Source organism: Bacillus sp. 01N42_2 (assembly GCF_056399565.1).
Genome location: NZ_JBFTRO010000007.1, coordinates 79,914 through 100,260, shown reverse-complemented (window position 1 = coordinate 100,260; position 20,347 = coordinate 79,914). Strand labels below are relative to the sequence as shown.

Annotated in this window: 19 protein-coding genes; 17 read left to right on the top strand and 2 right to left on the bottom strand. The window is 46.7% G+C overall.

The window, feature by feature from the left end:
- Window positions 1–73: 73 nt before the first annotated feature.
- Window positions 74–1,303, bottom strand: coding sequence for a PucR family transcriptional regulator (locus tag AC1DN5_RS15550; RefSeq protein ID WP_045925857.1), 1,230 nt, complete (start codon window positions 1,301–1,303; stop codon window positions 74–76).
- A 315-nt stretch (window positions 1,304–1,618) separates the two neighbouring features.
- Between AC1DN5_RS15550 and AC1DN5_RS15545 the strand changes: the two genes are divergently transcribed.
- The 16 genes from AC1DN5_RS15545 to AC1DN5_RS15470 all read left to right on the top strand — a co-directional run bounded on the left by AC1DN5_RS15545 (window position 1,619) and on the right by AC1DN5_RS15470 (window position 19,308).
- Entirely contained in the window at window positions 1,619–1,912 is a 294-nt protein-coding gene (locus AC1DN5_RS15545) for a WXG100 family type VII secretion target (RefSeq protein ID WP_003152013.1), read from the top strand.
- A gap of 74 nt (window positions 1,913–1,986) precedes the next feature.
- Complete coding sequence (gene yukD, locus AC1DN5_RS15540) at window positions 1,987–2,226, top strand: ESX secretion system protein YukD (RefSeq protein WP_016938101.1); 240 nt, start codon at window positions 1,987–1,989, stop codon at window positions 2,224–2,226.
- A gap of 14 nt (window positions 2,227–2,240) precedes the next feature.
- Entirely contained in the window at window positions 2,241–3,524 is a 1,284-nt protein-coding gene (essB, locus tag AC1DN5_RS15535; RefSeq protein ID WP_366969726.1) for a type VII secretion protein EssB, read from the top strand.
- Between the two features lie 54 nt (window positions 3,525–3,578).
- On the top strand, window positions 3,579–8,054 hold the full coding sequence (essC, locus tag AC1DN5_RS15530; protein ID WP_366969725.1) for a type VII secretion protein EssC: 4,476 nt from the start codon (window positions 3,579–3,581) through the stop codon (window positions 8,052–8,054).
- The gene (esaA, locus tag AC1DN5_RS15525; RefSeq protein ID WP_366969724.1) at window positions 8,051–11,176 is read left to right on the top strand and encodes a type VII secretion protein EsaA; all 3,126 of its coding nucleotides are present in this window, start codon (window positions 8,051–8,053) and stop codon (window positions 11,174–11,176) included. Before essC ends, esaA begins: the two co-directional genes overlap by 4 nt.
- A gap of 7 nt (window positions 11,177–11,183) precedes the next feature.
- The gene (gene essA / locus AC1DN5_RS15520) at window positions 11,184–11,657 is read left to right on the top strand and encodes a type VII secretion protein EssA (protein ID WP_082083383.1); all 474 of its coding nucleotides are present in this window, start codon (window positions 11,184–11,186) and stop codon (window positions 11,655–11,657) included.
- A 60-nt stretch (window positions 11,658–11,717) separates the two neighbouring features.
- Window positions 11,718–12,449 (top strand): (S)-benzoin forming benzil reductase, encoded by a 732-nt coding sequence (locus tag AC1DN5_RS15515; protein WP_015418111.1) that lies wholly within the window; start codon window positions 11,718–11,720, stop codon window positions 12,447–12,449.
- A gap of 165 nt (window positions 12,450–12,614) precedes the next feature.
- Window positions 12,615–13,145 carry an HD domain-containing protein gene (locus tag AC1DN5_RS15510; protein WP_007613450.1) on the top strand — a complete coding sequence of 177 codons (531 nt, stop codon included), beginning with the start codon at window positions 12,615–12,617 and terminating at the stop codon, window positions 13,143–13,145.
- Between the two features lie 138 nt (window positions 13,146–13,283).
- Window positions 13,284–13,520, top strand: coding sequence for a DUF2642 domain-containing protein (locus AC1DN5_RS15505; protein ID WP_016938107.1), 237 nt, complete (start codon window positions 13,284–13,286; stop codon window positions 13,518–13,520).
- A 137-nt stretch (window positions 13,521–13,657) separates the two neighbouring features.
- Window positions 13,658–14,764, top strand: a complete 1,107-nt coding sequence (locus tag AC1DN5_RS15500; protein WP_095241407.1) for an AI-2E family transporter — start codon at window positions 13,658–13,660, stop codon at window positions 14,762–14,764.
- A 61-nt stretch (window positions 14,765–14,825) separates the two neighbouring features.
- Window positions 14,826–15,047 carry a spore germination protein gene (locus AC1DN5_RS15495; protein ID WP_016938109.1) on the top strand — a complete coding sequence of 74 codons (222 nt, stop codon included), beginning with the start codon at window positions 14,826–14,828 and terminating at the stop codon, window positions 15,045–15,047.
- Between the two features lie 71 nt (window positions 15,048–15,118).
- Complete coding sequence (locus AC1DN5_RS15490) at window positions 15,119–15,367, top strand: YueH family protein (protein ID WP_013353404.1); 249 nt, start codon at window positions 15,119–15,121, stop codon at window positions 15,365–15,367.
- Between the two features lie 65 nt (window positions 15,368–15,432).
- Window positions 15,433–15,831 (top strand): YueI family protein, encoded by a 399-nt coding sequence (locus AC1DN5_RS15485; RefSeq protein ID WP_366969723.1) that lies wholly within the window; start codon window positions 15,433–15,435, stop codon window positions 15,829–15,831.
- Window positions 15,832–15,919: 88 nt separating this feature from the next.
- Complete coding sequence (locus tag AC1DN5_RS15480; protein WP_016938111.1) at window positions 15,920–16,471, top strand: cysteine hydrolase family protein; 552 nt, start codon at window positions 15,920–15,922, stop codon at window positions 16,469–16,471.
- 17 nt (window positions 16,472–16,488) lie between these two features.
- On the top strand, window positions 16,489–17,955 hold the full coding sequence (locus AC1DN5_RS15475) for a nicotinate phosphoribosyltransferase (protein ID WP_095241408.1): 1,467 nt from the start codon (window positions 16,489–16,491) through the stop codon (window positions 17,953–17,955).
- A gap of 129 nt (window positions 17,956–18,084) precedes the next feature.
- Window positions 18,085–19,308 (top strand): EAL and HDOD domain-containing protein, encoded by a 1,224-nt coding sequence (locus tag AC1DN5_RS15470; protein WP_342007004.1) that lies wholly within the window; start codon window positions 18,085–18,087, stop codon window positions 19,306–19,308.
- 4 nt (window positions 19,309–19,312) lie between these two features.
- On the opposite strand, the gene AC1DN5_RS15465 is transcribed toward AC1DN5_RS15470, so the two are convergent.
- Window positions 19,313–19,654, bottom strand: a complete 342-nt coding sequence (locus tag AC1DN5_RS15465; protein WP_049627267.1) for a YuzC family spore coat inner layer protein — start codon at window positions 19,652–19,654, stop codon at window positions 19,313–19,315.
- A 465-nt stretch (window positions 19,655–20,119) separates the two neighbouring features.
- Here AC1DN5_RS15465 and degQ point away from each other — a divergent pair, with 465 nt between their 5' ends.
- On the top strand, window positions 20,120–20,260 hold the full coding sequence (degQ, locus tag AC1DN5_RS15460; RefSeq protein WP_013353398.1) for a degradation enzyme regulation protein DegQ: 141 nt from the start codon (window positions 20,120–20,122) through the stop codon (window positions 20,258–20,260).
- Window positions 20,261–20,347: the final 87 nt, after the last annotated feature.

Here is a 20,347-nt window from a genome sequence, read left to right as displayed (position 1 = left end):
TCAAGTGTAGCGCGATTTTTGCGAAAATTCTTTGTTTGAAACAGAAAATAAAAAAACACGGATTTGTGAAATTTCACGAACCCATGTTGCGAAGCTTGATATCAAGGTAAATCGTAAACTTTTCATTCACGTTTTTTAAGTCGATTTCTGCGATCTGGCTGATTCTTTTCAGCCTGTAATTCAATGTATTGACATGGATGTTAAGCGCTTTAGCGGCGGTGTTGACGTTGCTGTCGGCATCAATAAAATGTTCGAGCGTTTTTACCATATCGGCCTGATGCTCTCTGTCATACTGCTCAAGCTTTGACAGGGAATAGTTCATATAGCCGCTGTGCTTGCGTTTTTCATCCAACACATCAAGGTACTGATAAATGCCGAGTTCAGAAAAGCTGAAAAGGTGTTTGGTTTCTCTCACAAACCGTTCTTTCGCTTTTAATACAGAGAGCGCTTCTTGGTAAGACCGGTAAACATAAGAAATCGATTCGTAAATACCGCCGAAAGCAATTGACGCATCCTCAATTTTATATCGTTCTTTCAGCTGTTTTTGAACATGGAGGGCGAAATGCTTTAAATCTTTAAAAGGCTGATCGGTTTTCGGCGCGGTTAATAGGATTAATTCATTTGAATCGACAGTCGCCAGCATGACATGAATCTGCTGTGTCGTTTCCTGCAAATATTGCAGCTGCTGTTCCGTCTTTTCAGTCAGCTCCTCATGCAAACGGATGATCATGACGCTGAATACGGACGGCAGCGCCATTCCGAGCTTATGAAATCCTTCGGCCATCTCGGCTTCCTGATAAATATGGCCGGTCAGCATTTTCCAAAAAAACTCCTGGCCCCGCTCTTCGATTTTCGTTTTGCGGATCTGCAGGTGCAAAAGCTTGTTCCGCACTGCTTTGGCTGCCAGCTGAAGCGTCTTCAGATCCTCGTCATTGAGCTTTTTTTTGATTTCAAGCGCCCAAATAAATCCAAGTACCTGACTGTTTTTCCAGATGGAAATCGCCACGCGGTTGCTCAGGCCTACCTCGTCAATTTCTTTCACTTTGATCGGCTGGTCCGTTTTTAAAAGGGCCGGAATGGTTCCGTCTTTCCACAGTTTGTTGATGACTTTTTCAGGCACCCTCCGCCCGATAATCGTCGACGTCCGGGCCGGATCTGTACAATCGCTGTGCGTGCTGTATGCAAGCAGTTTATGATTAACGTCTTCTATTGTAATGGGGCATTGAAGGACCTCGCTGATATGGTCGGCTACATCTTCAAGCCTGTCGAAACTGTACTTAAATGGATCTTTTGGATTGGTCATCTGTATCCCTACTTTTTCATAGCTTCATATCTTGATCTTACCATCTTGTTTTTCAGACTGAAAGGCATCTTTGAACGGAAGCGGAGTAGGAAAATAGGATCATTTGAAAAAATGGAAAAGAATAAGATAATCATACTATTATATTTACAAAATGTGTAAATATAACGAAAAATCCAATATATCATAAGACTCATTTTGTAAAATTAAAACAGATTTGTTTGACTGTGCCGAATTGTTGTTTTTATAATAATGACGTTCAAAAAATAAGTGAATTAGCCCATATTTAGGCTGATGACACAGGAGGGTATAAGGAATATGTCTGGATTAATTCGTGTCACACCCGAAGAGCTAAGAGCGATGGCTAAGCAATATGGCGTTGAAAGTCAGGAAGTCATGAATCAGGTTGACCGCCTGAACCGCATGATTTCTGATTTGAAAGGCATGTGGGAAGGTGCTTCAAGTGAAGCATTCGCGGATCAATATGAGCAGCTGAAACCTTCATTTATTAAAATGTCTGAATTGCTTCAAGATGTGAATCATCAGCTCGATCAAACGGCAAATACGCTTGAGTCTACTGACCAAGATATCGCTAACCAAATTCGCGGATAATAAGATGAATGAAGAACGGAGCGCCTGATTCAATCAAGAAGACGGCGCTCTTTCTATGTAAGGGTGATATGAATATGTATATCGATATTACAATAGATTTAACACATTATAACGGCAGCGTCTTCGATCTCAGATTGTCAGATTACCATTCTGTGAAAAAAGTCATTGATATTGCCCGGCAGGCTCAGCAAGTATCCGTTCCGCCGCGTGAAGGCTATTGGATCAGAGTGGTCAATAAAGAAACGGTTTTTTCCGGAGAGCAAAAATTATCTGACTGCGGCATTACGAACGGAGACCGCCTTGAAATTTTATGAGAGGACATGGTGGAATGACAGGTCATAACAGATCTTATTTAGAAACAGAACTGGACGCCGTCCGGGAAGAAACCGAATCAGGCTTCACGTTCACCTTCCAGCGGGAAAAAGTCAAGCTTCTTGACGGGCTGGAAGCAAACGTGATTAAAGAGGCTGATCCTTTTTTTCAAAAAGAGGTTTCAGTCTCAGAAGACGAAGTAACCATAACGATCAGACCCCCTTCTTCTTACCAGGCTTTCCGCTATATAAAAGGAAAAGATAAAAAAAGCAGGTGGCAATTTGCCTACCGTCTCGTTCAAGCCGTGAAACAGCATAAGCTGAAACGGCTCAATCTGATTGCCGCCCCGGAGAATATCGTGTTTGATAAAGCGCTGACACCTTACTTTCTTCATTACGGCGTAAAGGAGAGCCTCCCGCCTTATGAGGAAGACAGAGAAAGGGTGTTAAAAGAGCTCAAAGCATGTGCGGCGCTTGCGGCTGACGGGGCTTTCACCTTCGAAGAATATTTGAAGTACAAGGAGACGCTTCAATTCACTCCCGAGGTAAAAAGCGTGTTAGAAGCGGAAACGTTTGAAGAACTGGAAGAAACCATTCTAACCGTAATTGATTCCCTCGAAGCAAGGGACAAGACATACATAAAACTGCCGAAAAAGAAATGGAAAATCCAAAGATACGCCGGACTGGCGCTTGCCGTCCTCCTTGTGCCGGCGCTTCTGTATTCCTTGTACGCACTGTTTTTCGCCCAGCCGAAGCAAGAGGCAATTACGGAAAGCAACCGCTATTTTTTAAATCAGCAGTACAGCAAAGTCATTGACACACTCGCCAAATACGATGCGGAAAGCCTCCCGGAATCTGTGCAGTACGAGCTTGCTTCCTCTTATGTGGCAGTTGAAAATCTGAGGGAAGAACAGCGGAAAAACATCGGAAATCTGGTCACCCTGCAATCAGATCCGAAGCACTTCCTTTATTGGATTGATATCGGCCGAGGGGAAAATGAAGAAGCCATCAATATCGGCCGCAATCTTGAGTACAACCCGTATATCTGGCTCGGGCTTACAAAATATAAGCAGCAATTATTGGCGGACGACAGTATGAAAGACGACGAAAAGCAGAAAGAACTGGACGCTGTGGAAAGCGAGCTGGAGAAGGCGAAAAAAGAGCAGGAAGAGCAAAACAAAGAAGCGGACGAAAACACCGCTGAAGCTTCCGCAGGACAGGATAAAGACGGCAAAAAGGACGAAGCAAAGGATAACAAAGAGAGCGACAAGAAAGATGAGAAAAAAGATGAAAAAAAATAACAGCGTATATCAACTGGCCGTAAATAACGATCAGGCAGTCAGGAGGTTCGCCATATGAGTCTGTTATGGGTCTTTTACCGGGAGCATGTACAAAAGATTCAGCTGTCTGAACTCCCGCCGTCTCAGCCGATTACGATCGGCCCGGAAATAAAGGATACGATCACGTTCGGCACACTGCCGTTACGGCAGCCTGCCGCAACCCTTTATCGTAAGGAAACAGATCATTACGAAGTTTTCCTGGGAAATAACTGTGCCGGCGAATTGACAATAGGAAATGAAATGCCCTGCCGGATTGAAGAAGAGACGCTGCGGCTTCTTCTCACTCCTGATCAGGAAGAATCCTCCGTTTACTTTATCGGTGGGAAGGACGAGATCGTTTTCTCATCAGCAACAGAGGAAGCGGATATATACAAAGAGCCGTCGTCCGCTCAAACAGGCGATTTTTATCTGCGAAAAGCGGGAGGAAGCTGGTCTGTTGTTCCTGGCGGCCGGGAAGTTTATCTGAACGGAGAGCTCACAAAAGCTCCTGAAAAGCTTCGGACGGGAGATGAGCTGCTGTGGAATTTTCTGCGTGTGAGGCTGACCGAGGATGACCTTTTAGAAGTCATTCATCACGAACCGTTTCAAAGCGGCTTAATCAAAACGTTAAAGCCAAGCACCGAAATGAAAAAGAAATACCCGCAATATCGAAGAACGCCGCGGATGGTCTACGATCTTCCCGAAGACCGCGTGTCATTCAGTTTCCCTTCGCAGGAAAGCGAACAGAATAACCGGGGGCTGTGGCTCGTCATTCTGCCTCCTGTGGTCATGCTGATTGTAATGGGGGTTGTCGCCATTATACAGCCGAGGGGTATTTTCATTCTCGTCTCTTTGGCGATGTTTATGATGACTCTCATTACGTCCACCGTGCAGTATTTCCGAGAAAAAACGCAGCGGAAAAAACGGGAGGAAAAGCGGGAGCGTGTGTACAAGCAGTATTTAGAAAACAAACGGAAAGAGCTTCAGACGCTTTCGGAAAAACAATTGCAAGTGCTGACGCATCACTTTCCTCCGTTTGAAAAAATGAAATATTTAACCTCTGAAATCAGCGGCCGCATTTGGGAGAAATCGCTGGAAAGCAGGGATTTCCTGATGCTCCGGCTCGGAACGGGCACGGTTCCGGCAAGCTACGAGATTTCGATGAGCGGCGGAGACCTGGCGAATCGGGATGTCGATGATTTGATGGAGCAGTCGCAGCACATGCAGCGTGTATATAAAGATATCCGCCATGCGCCCGTGACCGTTGATTTACAAGAAGGGCCGATGGGGCTCGTCGGGAAACCCCAGATCGTCAAAAATGAAATTCATCAGCTGATCGGCCAGCTCGCTTTCTTCAACAGCTACCATGACCTGCGGTTTGTCTTTATCTTTCATGAAGAGGAATATAAGGATTGGGAATGGATGAAGTGGCTGCCGCAATTTCAGCTGCCTCATATGTATGCGAAAGGGTTTATTTACAATGAACAGACGCGCGATCAATTGTTATCGTCCATTTATGAGCTGCTGCGGGAGCGGGATTTGGAAGACGAGAAAGAAAAAAAGATCTTCCAGCCGCATTTTGTTTTTGTCATCACAAATCAGCAGCTGATTGCAGAGCACGTCATTTTAGAATATATCGAAGGCCGGCATGAGCATCTCGGCATCTCGGCGATCATTGCCGCGGAAACGAAGGAAAGCCTGGCAGAAAACATTCACACCCTCGTCCGCTACATTAATGAGGATGAGGGCGACATTCTCATTCAGAAGAAAAAAGCGGTGCAGATCCCGTTTAAGCTGGACAGGCATGAACGGACAGACAATGAGCGGTTTTCCCGGACGCTTCGGACATTGTACCATCAGGTCGGGATGACGAATTCCATTCCAGAAACGGTCTCATTTTTGGAACTGTTTCATGCGAAGGAAGTAAAAGAAATCGGCATCAGGCAGAAGTGGGAGACAAGTGAGTCTGCTAAATCGCTGGCTGTTCCGATCGGCTACAAGGGAAAAGACGATATCGTGTATTTAAACCTGCATGAAAAAGCCCACGGGCCGCACGGATTGCTGGCGGGGACGACCGGCTCCGGGAAAAGTGAATTTCTGCAAACGTATATTCTGTCATTGGCCGTTCATTTCCACCCGCATGAAGCGGCGTTTTTGCTGATTGACTATAAGGGCGGAGGAATGGCGCAGCCGTTCCGCAAGATGCCGCACCTTCTCGGAACCATCACGAACATCGAAGGAAGCAGAAACTTCAGTATCAGGGCGCTTGCCTCCATCAAAAGCGAGCTGAAAAAACGGCAGCGGCTGTTTGATCAATACCGCGTCAATCACATCAATGACTATACAAAGCTGTATAAACAGGGAGAAACGGATATTCCGATGCCGCACCTGTTTTTGATTTCAGATGAATTCGCCGAGCTCAAAAGCGAAGAGCCTGACTTTATCAGGGAGCTTGTCAGCGCGGCGCGCATCGGGCGGAGCCTCGGTGTGCATTTAATCCTCGCCACGCAAAAGCCGGGCGGCATCATTGACGACCAGATATGGAGCAACTCACGCTTTAAGGTCGCGCTGAAAGTGCAGGATGCAAGCGACAGTAAAGAAATCCTGAAAAACAGTGATGCGGCGAATATTACCGTCACCGGACGCGGCTATTTGCAAGTCGGAAATAATGAAGTGTATGAGCAGTTCCAGTCTGCCTGGAGCGGCGCCCCTTACATGGAAGATGTATACGGCACCGAGGATGACATTGCCATCGTTACCGATACCGGCTTAATTCCGCTGTCTGAGGTCGACGCGGATGATGCGGCGAAAAAAGACGCCCCGGCAGAAATAGAGGCCGTAGTCGAAGAAATCGAGCGGATTCAAAAAGAAATGGGCATTGAAAAGCTGCCGAGCCCTTGGCTGCCGCCGCTTGCCGAACGTATTCCGCGCACGCTTTATCCTGCGAAGGAAAAAGACCGCTTCTTCATCGCCTGCGTGGATGAGCCTGATCAGCAAAGACAGGCGCCTCTCGCTTATACGATGATGGATGACGGCAACATCGGTATTTTCGGCTCATCGGGCTACGGCAAGTCAGTTTCTGCCATCACATTCCTGATGAACTTCGCGGAAGGGTACACGCCACAAGAGCTTCACATGTATATCTTTGATTTCGGAAACGGAACGCTTCTGCCATTGGCAAAGCTTCCGCACACCGCAGATTATTTCTTAATGGATCAAATGAGAAAGATTGAAAAATTCATGATCCGCATCAAGGAAGAAATCGAGCGGCGGAAACGGCTGTTCAGAGAAAAAGAAGTCAGCCATATTAAAATGTACAATTCGCTCAGTGAAGAAGAGCTGCCGTTTATATTTATCACAATTGATAATTTCGATATCGTCAAAGACGAAATGCATGAATTGGAAACGGAATTCATCCAGATTTCACGCGACGGGCAAAGCTTAGGCATTTACTTCCTGCTGACCGCAACGAGGGTAAACGCCGTCCGCCAGTCGCTGTTAAACAACTTAAAAACGAAAGTCGTTCATTATTTAATGGATCAGTCAGAAGGATACTCCATATACGGGCGTCCGCCGTTCAGTCTCGAACCGATTCCGGGCCGCGTCATGATCCAAAAAGAAGAACTGTATTTCGCGCAAATGTTTCTTCCGGCAGAAGCGGAAAATGACCTCGAGATGTTCCAAGCGCTGAAAGACGATGTCAAAGCTTTAGCTGTTCGCCATGCCGGAACGGAGGGTCCAAAACCGATTCCGATGCTCCCGGACATGCTGACGGCCGGCGAATTTTCGCTCCGTCTCGAACCGGGTCAAGAACCGTTCCGAATTCCTGTCGGGCTGCATGAGGAAAAGGTCAGCCCCGTGTACTTTGATCTGGGTAAATATAAACATTGCCTCATTTTAGGACAGACACAGCGTGGAAAAACAAACATCCTGAAAGTCATGCTGAATCACCTGCTGCGTGAAGGAACGGAACAGATCGGACTGTTTGACTCAATTGACCGCGGACTGTCGCAATATGCGCAGGAAACAAAGGTCAGTTATCTGGACACAAAAGAAGACATACAGCAGTGGATCGAATCTGCTGAAGCCATATTCACGGAGCGTGAAGCCCAGTATGCACAGGCCGTTAAAAATGGTGATGTGCACAAACTCAGTTTCTCTCCGATCGTGTTAATGGCCGACGGCATTACAAGATTCCAGCAGACAATCGACACCGCCATTCAGGACAAGCTGGCGATGTTTATGAAATCTTACGCGCATGTCGGCTTCAGTTTTATCCCGGCGGGCAATCATAGTGAATTCTCAAAAGGCTATGATTCCTTAACGACGGAAATGAAACAGATCCGCCACGCGATGCTGCTTGTGAAAAAATCCGAACAAAACGTCATTCCGCTGCCTTACCAAAGGCAGGAACCGGACATTCAGCCGGGCTTCGGCTATTTGGTTGAAAACGGGAAGGAGCAAAAAATCCAAATACCTCTATGTTCAGCGGAAAGGGAGGCCGTCAGATGACAGAACAACGAAAAAGCCTGATCAAATTAATAGCCGCGGTCGTTATCATTCTGGTGCTGCCGGTGCTGTTTTTCCGATTTATCGGCGATGACCCGGGAAAACAAAAAATCAATGCCACCCGCCAAATCGCAGTCGTGAATGAAGACATGGGCTTACAAACAGATGAAAATGAGGGGCAGGAATCCGTCCATTTCGGAAAAGAAGTGGCGGCGGCTCTCGGCGGCCGTCCGGATTATTCTTGGACGGTTGTCAACAGGAGCGCGGCTGAAAACGGTCTGGCGGCTAAGAAGTATGACGCCGTCGTTTACATTCCATCCGATTTTTCAAAAGACATTTTAAGCTATGACCAAGAGCGTCCGCAAAAAGCCACGCTGACATTCAATATTCAAAGCAGCCTGAACGCCGTCAACAAAGAAAAAGTGCAGCGTGAGCTTGAAGACGCCCAAAAATCAATGAATAAAAAAATGTCGGCATTGTATTGGAATTTCGTCTCACAAAAAGTGAACAATGTCAGAGGCGATTTTGACAAGATCGTCAATAAAGAATCAGAATTTCAAAACGTCATGTACAACTTTTACAAGCCGAGCTCAAATGACTTAGCGGGTGAAATCAAACGGCAAAAAGACCTGATTGACGAACTGAAAAAATCAATGAATGAAGCACAAGGCGCGGCCAAAGAAAAATTGACTTCGGCAGATGAAGCCAAAAACACGCTCAAAGACTTTGCCGATACGGTTGAGCGCTATAAACAATATCAGGAAAATCAGAAAAAACTGCTGATGGCCGCGCAGGAACAAAATCAAAAGCAAATCACAACCGGCCTGAACGCCATTAAAGCACAGCAGGCCGCCAATCAGTTCAGCGCCATGATGAGCGGGCTGTCTTCAGGCATAAACCAGGCGCAGACACAGCTTGACCAGACAGGAGCGGCTCTGTCTGCCGCCCAGCAGGTGAGAGAAGCACAGGTGCCTGATCAGGAACGCGGGATGGCAAATATTCAATCCAATTTACTGGACAATTATTTGACTCAATATAAAGCTCAAGCAAGATTTGAAACACTGAACAGTATCCAAACCCTGATGAAAAGGGATCGGCAGGCATTAACCGTTCCGGAAAATGATCCGGGGGATGACGGCTCAGATGAACCGAAAGAAGAAGAAAAACCGGAAGAAGAAAAACCCGGCGATCTGAAAATTGACCTTGACGATCAGCGTGACGAATTAAAACGCATCTCCGCTGAAATCAATCAAATTTCAGACGGATTAAAAGAACCGGAAAAAGAAAATCCTGACCCTGAAAAACCGGGCCAAGGCGATGACGGTGAAAAACCCGGAGGTACCGATCCGAATAACGGAACGGCTCCCGGAGAAGACGGAAAAACGGAAGATGGCACAAAAGATCAGCAGCCTGATTCCGATAACACTGGCGGCGAAGAGCCAAAAACCGTCCAAACCGCATCGGCCGCTAAAAACGTCACTCCGCCTGCTGTTGAGCCGACGGATGATTCAAACGATTCTGAAGGAGACGGCGGCACGGGAGTTTCTGACGCGAAAGAAAGGCTGAACCAAGCCGCAGAGCGCATTCAGCAAATTGAAAAAGAGCTGGAAGAGAAACAGCAGACTCATAATGAAGAACTGAAAAAACGTCTCGATGATCTTGATGAAGAAATCCAAGGCCTTAAAGACCGAATTGATGACGCGAAAAAACGAGCGGACAAATTACGTGAACAGCTGGAAGAATCAAAAGAGACGAGAAAACAAGACTTCAATACCATTTACAGAATGATTGTAAAAACAGAACAGAACATTCTGAACTACCCGTCATTGGATAGCGGCCGCAAATCTGCTCTTGAACAGATGTTTGCCGCTGACATCAATACAACAGATATATCCGATTTAATGAGTTACTATAATGATTTATCATTGTATGAGGCAACACTCTATCACTCTCTTGACGCAGGCTCGCTGCCTGATGTGAAAAACAGGGTGCTGAAAGCCCAGCAAGGCGAAGTCCAAACCGTTCTCGCCATCAAACCGGAAGAAACGGCAAGCTGGGAAAACTTGAAAAACAATAAGATGCAGACAGATGAAGACATCAGCAATTTCATTAAAGGCATGACCGAATTCTCGGATAACTACAGCTCGTATATCAGAGATGAACAAGCCGGAGTGCTCAATGAGCTCGCCAGCATTTCAGACAGCGCGGCGAAAGCATCCGATCAGCTGGCAGAAGGTGCTGTGCAGGAAGCGGCCGCATTCAGCGGAGACGGATTAACCGGAACGATGGCGCTCGGCGCTCAGGATACCGTCGGCCGCGAAGTGCTGCAAATGTCTGACACGATGGGCCATCTGTCAGAACGCCAGTCCGGCATTATCAGCTATACCGACAATATGCAGCAAAGCGTAAATGACGTCCAGCAAAAAGCGGACACCCTGAACAGCAACTGGGGCAAAAATGTCGATTCCACGAAATTGATCAGAAATGACGTGTACGGCATTTTAGGGAACGCGCTCGTTGACGGACAGGAAAACGGATATGTTTATGATTATCTCGCCAATCCGCTTAAAATCAGCGGAGAGGTGCCGGAAGACCGGGTTCAGAATGTTCCGCCGGTCGTCATTTTGGTAATCGTTCTGATCAGCAGTCTTCTGATCGGCTATTTCAGCTCGTATTACCAGCAGGCGCCGCTTCTTGTCAAAGGCGCGCTCTTTGGGATTTTAAACATAATGGTCGGACTGATGATCAGTCTGTTCGGTCTGAATATCTACTCGCTTCCGGACGATCAGACGATTAAATGGTCAGTCTTTACGATTCTCCTGCTTGCGGCGAGTTCAGCTTTCATCCGGGCAGCCTTTGTCTTTGGCTCAATCACCGGATGGATCGCATCATCAGCGCTCATTCTCTTTTATGTGGCGCCTTTGATCGACCTGATTATGCCGAACTTCAGCTTTGACAGCCCGGTATCGAAAGTGTATATCGATATTCAATACGGAACGGGCCATCTGTTTGCGATGGGCATAACGGTTCTTGCGATCATTACGCTGATTGCGGCGGCGCTTCCGCTCATCATTCGGCTGCTTGCGGAAAAAACGGAGGAAAGTGATCAGTCTTATGAGGCGTAACACAATCGTGGAAAAAGGAGTTTTGCTGTTTGCTCTCTCCTTTCTCCTTTTCCTCCCGCATGCCGCAGCCGCGAATGAGGACAATACTGATGTCAAGCCGAATGAATATGAAAAGAAGGACATTGAAATTCGTACGGATTATCTTCATGACGATGCCTACTCCGAGGAAAAAACGGCGCTTCCGAAAGAGCAGAAGGACATCACGTTCGATCAGCCGGCAGAAAACCCGGATGAAAAACTGATATCAAATTTGTTTACATCGTCAGAAACGGAGCCGAATACGATCAAAGCGCAATCGAAAAAACTGGGTATCACCTTTGCCGAGCCTGCGGTGCGGCATACCTCAGCAGACATGGAAACGGATGAGAAAAAGACTTCCTTTCTGCTGCCTGTCATTTATGCCGTCTTGATCCTCCTTGGCATCGCCGCAATGATCTATCTGATTCCGAAGGTCACGGCGCAGGAAAAGGCAAAGCGGTAAACGGATCGCTTGTGTTTGCGGGAAGACAGCCCGTAAAATAAGAAAAAAAGGAGGAGTTTCATGCAGTTTTTTCTTATAACAGGCGCGTCAAAAGGATTGGGACGGGCACTGACGGAACAGGCGCTGCAAGAAGGAGCCGAAGTCGCCGCGCTTTCAAGAACGATAAGCGGGGAAAAGCGTGAGGGACTGACAGAATACAGTGTTGATTTAACCGATCTGGCAGATACAGAGCGGCAGATGAAGGCGATTCTTGATCAAGCTGAGAAGAAGCGGTATTCCGCCGTCACACTGATCAATAATGCCGGAATGGTGGAGCCGATCAAGCGGGCGAAAGAGGCTTCCGCGGAAGAATTGAACCGCCACTACACCCTTAATCTGACGGCGCCCGTTTTGCTCAGCCAAATGTTCACAAAGCGTTTCGAAGCGTTCAGCGGCAGCAAAACAATTGTCAACATCACATCTGGCGCGGCGAAAAATCCCTATAAAGGATGGAGCGCGTATTGCAGCTCAAAAGCGGGGCTTGATATGTTTACGAGAACATTCGGATTCGAACAGGAAGATGAAGAGCTGCCGGTCCGCATGATATCATTCTCGCCGGGAGTGATGGATACAGACATGCAGGCCGTCATCCGTTCTTCGTCAAAAGAAGATTTCCATGACATTGAGCGGTTCCGCAATCTGAAAGAAACGAAAAACCTCAGAAGCCCGGAATACATCGCCGGCGTCATTCACTCACTGATCGCGGGTGAGCCGGAAAACGGACGGATATACGATATTAAAGAGTTTTTGTAGAGCAGCTTTTACGCTGCTCTTTTTTTGTTTGTACAATCATTTCAGCGCCCGGCGGCATATTATGAATGAAACACCGTGTAAGGGGTATAAGAAATGTATCAGATGAATTGAGTTTCTTCTCGATTTATGTTAGGATTCTAAAAATATAATTAAGGAGGGGTTTCCATGAGAAATGTAACGTTAATGGATGTCTTCACCCATCCAATCGCACAAAAGTATTTACAGCGCTCCGGTGTCGCCCATGCGATTGCCTGCGCGTTTCATGCATACCGTCTTGCCGTAAAAGCGGGTGTCAGTCCCGATCTTGCAGCGAAAGCGGCTTTACTGCATGATGTCGGCCATTACGAATGGTACACAGACGGCAAATGGGATTATGAAAAGTACAGAAGAAACGATATCCATGCCATAAAAGGCGCGGAACGGGCGCATAAGCTGCTCATCCGTCTCGGTGAAGAACCGAAAGCGGCGAAAGACATTGCGCTGGCGATTCTGCTTCACACCGATTCCTATCTGCCTGAGGGTGAACTGGACAAGAATACGCTCCAGCAAATTGTGAAACAAGCGGACGAACTCGATGAAGAACCTGGCGGACATCATCATTACCGCCAAATGGATCACACGGCCGCGCTCAAACAAATCCAAAAGCTTGATCAGTTAATTGACCAAGCCCAATATCCCATAAGAAGCTCAGTCTAGGCCACTCATGCGGCCTTTTCCGCTTTACATACCCCCGCAAACTCACTAACACCTTTTCCGCTCCGATAGACGTACTGTGTCAAAGCCTTTGTCCGCTGCATATGATGAAGGAAAACATAGTAAAGGGGATCAGCGAAAATGGCCCATCAAGGAAGCCCGCAACTCGTCTCGTTAGTAGATCCTTACGTTTATCAGACCATCCATAAGCTTATCGGCTCAAGGTTTATCATTCAAACCGTCAGACGGATTGTCAGGGGACGGCTGATTGATGCCGCTCCGGATCATATCGCCATTGAAGAAACCCATGACCGCGTATTATATATCAGGAACCGCCATGTGGTTTCTGTCATGCCTGATTATACCGAACGTGTGTAACAGCCCATATAAGGCGCAGACCGGAGGCGGCCCTTACAGAACCCCGGTGCGTCTTCTTTTTTGAGATACATAGATGCACGGCACCTTTTTTTGGTACAATCACAGTACAAGTTCACATGACAATAGGAGGAAACCGCTTGTTGAAATCAAAGGTCCATTTTTGGACGCTGCAAATTTTGCTCGTTTTGCTCATTATTTACGTATCAACGAAAGTCTCGTTTATTTTTCAGCCGTTTTTCGGTTTCATCACCACTCTGTTTTTTCCGATTTTGATCTCAGGCATTTTGTTTTTCATTTTTAATCCGATCGTGCGCCTGCTTGAGAAAAAAATCCCCCGGACATTGGCGATCCTGCTCATTTATCTCGTTTTCATCGGCCTGATCGCCTTTATGTTCACCGCAATCGGACCGATCGTGGCTTCTCAGGTCACGGGGCTGATTAACAATTTCCCTGATTACATTAATCAGATTCAAAGCTTGATTACACAATTATCTCATTCCAAATGGTTCACGTGGATGATGACGCAGGATTATGTGTCGATAGAAAAAATCCGGCAGTCTCTGACGGGATTTTTACAAAGTCTTCCGCAAAATATTACCGCAAGCCTGTCGGCCGTGTTCGGCGTCGTTACGAATATTACGCTTGTCGTGATCACCGTTCCGTTCATTCTGTTTTATATGCTGAAGGACGGCCGGCGTTTTCCGCTTTTGGCGGTTAAAATTCTGCCTTCTTCCTACCGTGCGGAGGGCCGGAAAATATTTAACGACTTATATGTCACATTGGCCGCATATTTCCAAGGCCAGCTGCTGATTTGTCTCTTTGTCGGAACGGCATGTTTTATCGGTTATTGGATCATCGGCCTGCCGTATGCGTTAATCCTCGGGATGGTGATCGCCGTCACCAATATCATTCCGTACCTGGGACCGTTTCTCGGGGCGGCGCCGGCGGTCATTATCGCGTTTATGGATTCTCCGGCTAAGGCGCTGTTTGCCGTGATAGTTGTCGTTGTCGTCCAGCAGCTTGACGGAAACCTGCTTTCTCCGCTTGTTATCGGTAAGCGGCTCAATACCCACCCGCTCACCATTATTCTTCTGCTTATCGGAGCGGGCAGTTTCGGAGGCATTCTCGCAATGATTCTGGCCGTGCCGGTTTACGCGGTCTTAAAAGCCTTCGTCTTAAATATCGTCCGGCTTATCAAACTTCGTCAGCGATCGAAGTTGGAAGACAGCCGCAAGCCGAAATAAAAACGGGCACAACTCCAACAGCAGCGCATAAACTGCTGTAAAGAAAAGCGGAGGTGTGGGTATGCCTGCAATTGTGGGACCGATTTATATCATGAGCTTAGCCGGAGATGCTGCGGCGAGCTTCGGTGACGTGTTTGCCATTTCTCCCAAAGCTGTTGACCACTCAGGCGCGGGGTCAGGGGCGTTTCATTCCGGAGATTTTGTCAAAGTCACTAATAAATTCAGCAAAACGCGCTTTGAAGACATTGATCTGTTTGACGAACCTGATTGGTTTAACGCGTGACAGCCTCCTTTAGGAGGCTGTCGCTTTTTTGTAGTATAATAGAATCAGTCTTTTATAAAAGGGGAATTTTTATGAAAATCAGAAAAGCGAATATTACCGTTCAGTCCGGAATGATCGGCGACGTGTATCTGCATGAAAATAAAAAAGAACAGCATACCCTCGTAGCCGTTCCGGAACTTGAGTGGAGCACGATCATTTCCTATGAGGAAGAGAAAAAGGCGCTGGCGCAGCGGCTTTTACAATCATTCAGCAAGCTGATAGATGAAGAGCCCGCCGGAGAGCTCGCAGGAAAGATCTCCCATTGGGTCGCTGAAATGTAACGAAGACGGTTTACCGCGTCCCGTCCGGGGCGATAATTGTAAAACAAGCTGAGGAGGGAAGGCCGATGAGCGACAAAACGGTTGACCTTTATTTACAGCAGGGTATGTACGGCCCTCTGCAGACGAAACCGGATGAACGGCATTTATTTTTAGGCTCGCTGCGTGAACGGGTCATCATTGCCCTGACGAAGGGGCAGGTGCTGCAAAAGAAGCCGTATGAAGAAGTGAAACAGACGCTGAAAAAACGAAAAGATGCGGTGCTCTATATAAACGGAAGGCTCCCATATCATGCTTATTCACCCTATATGAAGCTTGCCGCACTGGAAGGTGTCCGAAGCTCCGTGATCTCGGATCTTCAATTCGAAACGCCGCTCGGCCTGGTATTTGCCGCCGATCATGCGGTGAACCTTGACGGCATTTACGTTCAGGATGACATTTTCAAGCGCTCACTCCTGAAATCTTAGAAAAGCAAGTGTCATTTTATAATGCCAATTCACTTACAAGTGGAGATAGGATATAATGGTTTTCATATGAATGGCGGGGAGGCCGGCTATGAAAAAAGCATTTATTTGCATTGATTATACGAATGATTTTGCAGCAGAGAACGGAGCATTAACCTGCGGAGAACCCGCAAGGCAAATTGAGGATAAGATTGTCAGTTTGACACAAGCATTTATAGAAAATGGTGATTACGTTGTCTTTGCGGTAGATTCACATGATGCAGACGATGACTTTCATCCGGAAACACGCCTGTTTCCTCCGCATAATATCAACGGCACGGAGGGCAAAGAGCTGTACGGAAAGCTCTCGCCTCTTTATGAGAAACATAAACACGCAAAAAACGTAAGCTACATGGAAAAATCGAGATATTCTGCTTTTGCTGGAACGGATTTAGAGCTGAAACTGCGGGAACGGCAGATCACTGAACTGCATCTTGCGGGCCTGTGCACCGACATCTGCGTTCTTCACACGGCGGTTGACGCCTACAACAAGGGCTTTCAGATCGTCATTCATCAAAACGCTGTGGCAAGCTTTAATCCGGAAGGGCATGAATGGGCGCTGTCCCATTTTAAGAACAGCATCGGAGCGCAAGTGGCAGAGTAAGGAAGGGGAAAACAATTTTGGTGGAGCATGGTTTTAAAGACGACAGTTTGTCTTTACATACAGATCTTTATCAAATTAATATGGCCGAAACGTACTGGAGAGACGGCATTCATGAGAAAAAAGCAATTTTTGAGCTTTTTTTCAGAAAGCTTCCTTTTGAAAACGGCTATGCGGTATTTGCGGGCTTAGAAAAAGCAATCGAATACTTGGAGAACTTCAAGTTTACTGACAGCGATCTGAACTATTTAAAAACGGAATTGCACTATGCTGATGATTTCATTGATTATTTGCGGGATCTGTCATTTACCGGATCTCTTTACAGCATGAAAGAAGGAGAGCTCGTCTTTAACAACGAACCGATTATGCGGGTCGAAGCGCCCCTCATTGAAGCGCAGCTGATTGAGACGGCTCTGCTTAACATTGTGAATTACCAAACATTAATCGCCACGAAAGCGGCCCGCATTAAAGGCGTAGTCGGTGATGAAGACGCCCTTGAATTCGGAACGCGGCGCGCCCATGAAATGGATGCGGCTATGTGGGGAGCGAGAGCGGCTCTGATCGGCGGCTTCAGCGCGACGAGTAATGTAAGAGCCGGCAAGCGTTTTAATATACCGGTATCCGGCACGCACGCTCATGCACTCGTACAAGCGTACCGCGATGAGTACACGGCTTTTAAGAAATATGCGGAGACGCACAGAGACTGCGTGTTCCTCGTCGATACGTACGATACGATCCGTTCAGGCATGCCGAATGCGATTAAAGTCGCGAAAGAATTCGGCGACCGGATCAATTTCATCGGCATCCGCTTAGACAGCGGGGACTTGGCGTACCTGTCAAAAAAAGCGCGAGAAATGCTTGATGAAGCGGGTTTCAAAGACGCGAAGGTCATTGCTTCAAGCGACCTTGATGAGCACACGATATTAAATCTGAAATCGCAGGGAGCGAAAATCGATACATGGGGAGTCGGCACAAAGCTGATTACCGCATACGATCAGCCGGCCCTCGGCGCGGTTTACAAGCTTGTCGCCATTGAAGAGGACGGCAAACTGACCGACACCATCAAGATTTCGTCGAACCCTGAAAAAGTGACAACGCCGGGAAGAAAGAAAGTATACCGGATTATCAACAAGCTGAACCACCACTCGGAAGGGGATTATATCGCTCTTTATGACGAGCGGGTAAATGACCAGAAACGTTTAAAAATGTTCCATCCCGTTCACACGTTCGTCAGCAAATTCGTCACTGATTTCTATGCGAAAGACCTGCATGAGCCGATTTTTGAAAACGGCGTTTTATGCTATGATAATCCCGAAATCACCGACATCCAGCAATACGTGCAGGATAACCTCAAACTTCTGTGGGAGGAATACAAACGGATCAGCAAGCCGGAAGAATATCCGGTTGATTTAAGCGAAGACTGCTGGAGCAACAAGATGCAGCGGATTCATGAGATCAAAAGCAAGCTGAAACGGGAACTTGAATAGAAGACAAAGCAGCCTTTCCTTTCTCTGGAAAGGCTTTTTGTTTGCGATAATATTTTTCACATTTAGACAAAATTCGTCAAATTATTTGATATACTTATGTTCGAAGGCCGCATCTAAGGGGGTAAATGAATGAAGGTGTTTGTTGCCAGACAGCCTATCTTCAACAGGAATGAACAGGTTGTTGCTTATGAACTTCTTTACCGGGAGAGCGAAGAGAACCGTTATTCGGCCGCAGACGGAGATAAAGCTACGACTGATCTCATTATTAACAGCTTTATCAACATCGGAATCGAAAAACTGACTGAGGGAAAACGCTGCTTTGTGAATTTTACAGAAAGCCTGATGTTTTCAGATCTCCCTACCTCCTTTGATCCTGACCAGCTCATTATCGAAATTCTTGAGGACATACCGATCACCCCGGCTCTGATCTCAAGATGCAGACAGCTGAAGAAACTAGGATATACATTAGCACTTGATGATTTTTACGCCATCAATCCGGCAAATGAAGAATTATTGGAACAGCTGATGAAATATATTGATATTTTAAAAATCGACTTTTTGCAATCCTCGCGTCTGGAACGCAAAAAAATCATTCAGACGTACAGCTGTAAAAGTCTGATTTATTTAGCGGAAAAAGTGGAGACAAGAAAAGATTACAAACAGGCGGCCATAGACGGCTTTCACCTGTTTCAAGGATATTTTTTCAGTGAACCGCGTGTCATCAGCGGGAATGATCTGACGTTTCATTTTCATTCTTACTACCAGCTTTTAAACGAATTAAACCAAGACCAGCCCGATATAGAGCGCGTGACGGAATACATAGAGCGGGACGTTACATTATCGTATCAGATTCTGCGTTTTTTAAACGGATCGCAGACAAGGCTGAAAAAAAAGATAGACAGCATCCGGCAGGCCATCATGATGCTTGGGCTGAATGAGATTAAGCGCTTGATTTACATTCTTTCATTCAGAGATTTAACGGCGAAAAGCCACTCAAGCCAAAAAGAAATCATTAAGATTTCCTTAATCAGGGCCAAGCTGTGCGAACTGCTTGCGAAAAGGACCGGAAGACCGCAGCCCGCTTCCTACATGCTGATCGGCATGTTTTCACTCATCGATACGCTTCTCCACAGGGAGCTGGAGGATATCGTCAAAGAACTGCCTTTAATTGATGAAGTCGGACAGGCGCTGCTCGGTTATGAAAACGATTATTATAAGATGCTCGGGCTCGTCAAAGCCATTGAATGCAACAACTGGGACTGTGACGAATGGGGAAAAGAACTGGACAAAGAAGCAGCGTATGAATGTTACTTGCAGGCAATCGAATGGTGCCGGCAGCTGATCGTGGATTGATGCTTTAAGCTGACCACCTGAGGGCGATGATGAACCGGCTTTGCTCCCTGATCAGACTGACGCGGATGCCGTCGGGATTAAATGTCACGTCAAAGTCATTTTTGATGCCGGTCTGCTTAATGAGCCGCTTGACCGCTGCGGCGTCAGATGATTCCGCTGCGGTGAGGATGCGGCGCGCAAGCTCTTTTGACGCCGACAGCCGCGCAAGAAGCAGGCGGGCATCCTCCAGCATGCCCGCAGCGTCTTTTGCGGACGCTGTCAAAATATTTGCGGAAGCCTGGGGAGCAGGCGCAGGATTGCGGTACGGCGCGGCGAAAACAGGGCAGCATAGATACACATAATGCATGCGGCGGCCTCCTTCCTGAGATAACATTCGTTATATATGAGTATAGGCCGCGTGATAACGAGTTATGACATGCAAAAAGACCACAATGCGGGGGTTGCGGTCTTTTCGGTGTTTGTCGGTGGATATGCGACGCTGTTCGCCCATTCTGTTTTGAAATTGCGACGACGGGGACTATAGTCCTTGTCGGTTTGTCGGAAAACCGTTCAAAAAACAGCAGAACCACAAAATTGATCTGCTTCACCCCAAACGTCTGCCTTTATCATAGTTATATAGTCCTGTTCTTTAAATGCTCCATTCGGGACTATAGGATTATCGAGGTTTGCGGTGTCACGCAGATACTTTTACACATACTTTTCGGTGAAAAATCCCGCAAAAACGTTTACACTATTAGTAACAGATCAAATACCTAGGACTCGTTCACCATACACAATTCATTGATCTTTCAAAAAAAGGAGTGTGGAAACGGTGGAAAAGAAATTAGAAGAAGTAAAGCAATTATTATTCCGACTTGAAAATGATATCAGAGAAACAACCGACTCTTTACGAAACATTAACAAAAGCATTGATCAGCTCGATAAATTCTCATATGCAATGAAAATTTCTTAAAAAGACTTGGAAACAAGTCTTTTTTTTGTGCATTTGTTATACAATTAATGGATAAAGTATTATATGATTGTTAAAAAACAATAAACA

What these genes read in the sequence shown, in the direction of transcription:
- AC1DN5_RS15485 (WP_366969723.1), top strand. Translation starts at nt 15,433, where the DNA reads ATGAGCGACAAAACGGTTGACCTTTATTTACAGCAGGGTATGTACGGC.
- esaA (WP_366969724.1), top strand. Translation starts at nt 8,051, where the DNA reads ATGACAGAACAACGAAAAAGCCTGATCAAATTAATAGCCGCGGTCGTT.
- AC1DN5_RS15480 (WP_016938111.1), top strand. Translation starts at nt 15,920, where the DNA reads ATGAAAAAAGCATTTATTTGCATTGATTATACGAATGATTTTGCAGCA.
- essB (WP_366969726.1), top strand. Translation starts at nt 2,241, where the DNA reads ATGACAGGTCATAACAGATCTTATTTAGAAACAGAACTGGACGCCGTC.
- AC1DN5_RS15510 (WP_007613450.1), top strand. Translation starts at nt 12,615, where the DNA reads ATGAGAAATGTAACGTTAATGGATGTCTTCACCCATCCAATCGCACAA.
- AC1DN5_RS15545 (WP_003152013.1), top strand. Translation starts at nt 1,619, where the DNA reads ATGTCTGGATTAATTCGTGTCACACCCGAAGAGCTAAGAGCGATGGCT.
- AC1DN5_RS15470 (WP_342007004.1), top strand. Translation starts at nt 18,085, where the DNA reads ATGAAGGTGTTTGTTGCCAGACAGCCTATCTTCAACAGGAATGAACAG.
- AC1DN5_RS15490 (WP_013353404.1), top strand. Translation starts at nt 15,119, where the DNA reads ATGAAAATCAGAAAAGCGAATATTACCGTTCAGTCCGGAATGATCGGC.
- AC1DN5_RS15505 (WP_016938107.1), top strand. Translation starts at nt 13,284, where the DNA reads ATGGCCCATCAAGGAAGCCCGCAACTCGTCTCGTTAGTAGATCCTTAC.
- AC1DN5_RS15550 (WP_045925857.1), bottom strand. Translation starts at nt 1,303, where the DNA reads ATGACCAATCCAAAAGATCCATTTAAGTACAGTTTCGACAGGCTTGAA.
- yukD (WP_016938101.1), top strand. Translation starts at nt 1,987, where the DNA reads ATGTATATCGATATTACAATAGATTTAACACATTATAACGGCAGCGTC.
- essC (WP_366969725.1), top strand. Translation starts at nt 3,579, where the DNA reads ATGAGTCTGTTATGGGTCTTTTACCGGGAGCATGTACAAAAGATTCAG.
- AC1DN5_RS15515 (WP_015418111.1), top strand. Translation starts at nt 11,718, where the DNA reads ATGCAGTTTTTTCTTATAACAGGCGCGTCAAAAGGATTGGGACGGGCA.
- AC1DN5_RS15465 (WP_049627267.1), bottom strand. Translation starts at nt 19,654, where the DNA reads ATGCATTATGTGTATCTATGCTGCCCTGTTTTCGCCGCGCCGTACCGC.
- AC1DN5_RS15495 (WP_016938109.1), top strand. Translation starts at nt 14,826, where the DNA reads ATGCCTGCAATTGTGGGACCGATTTATATCATGAGCTTAGCCGGAGAT.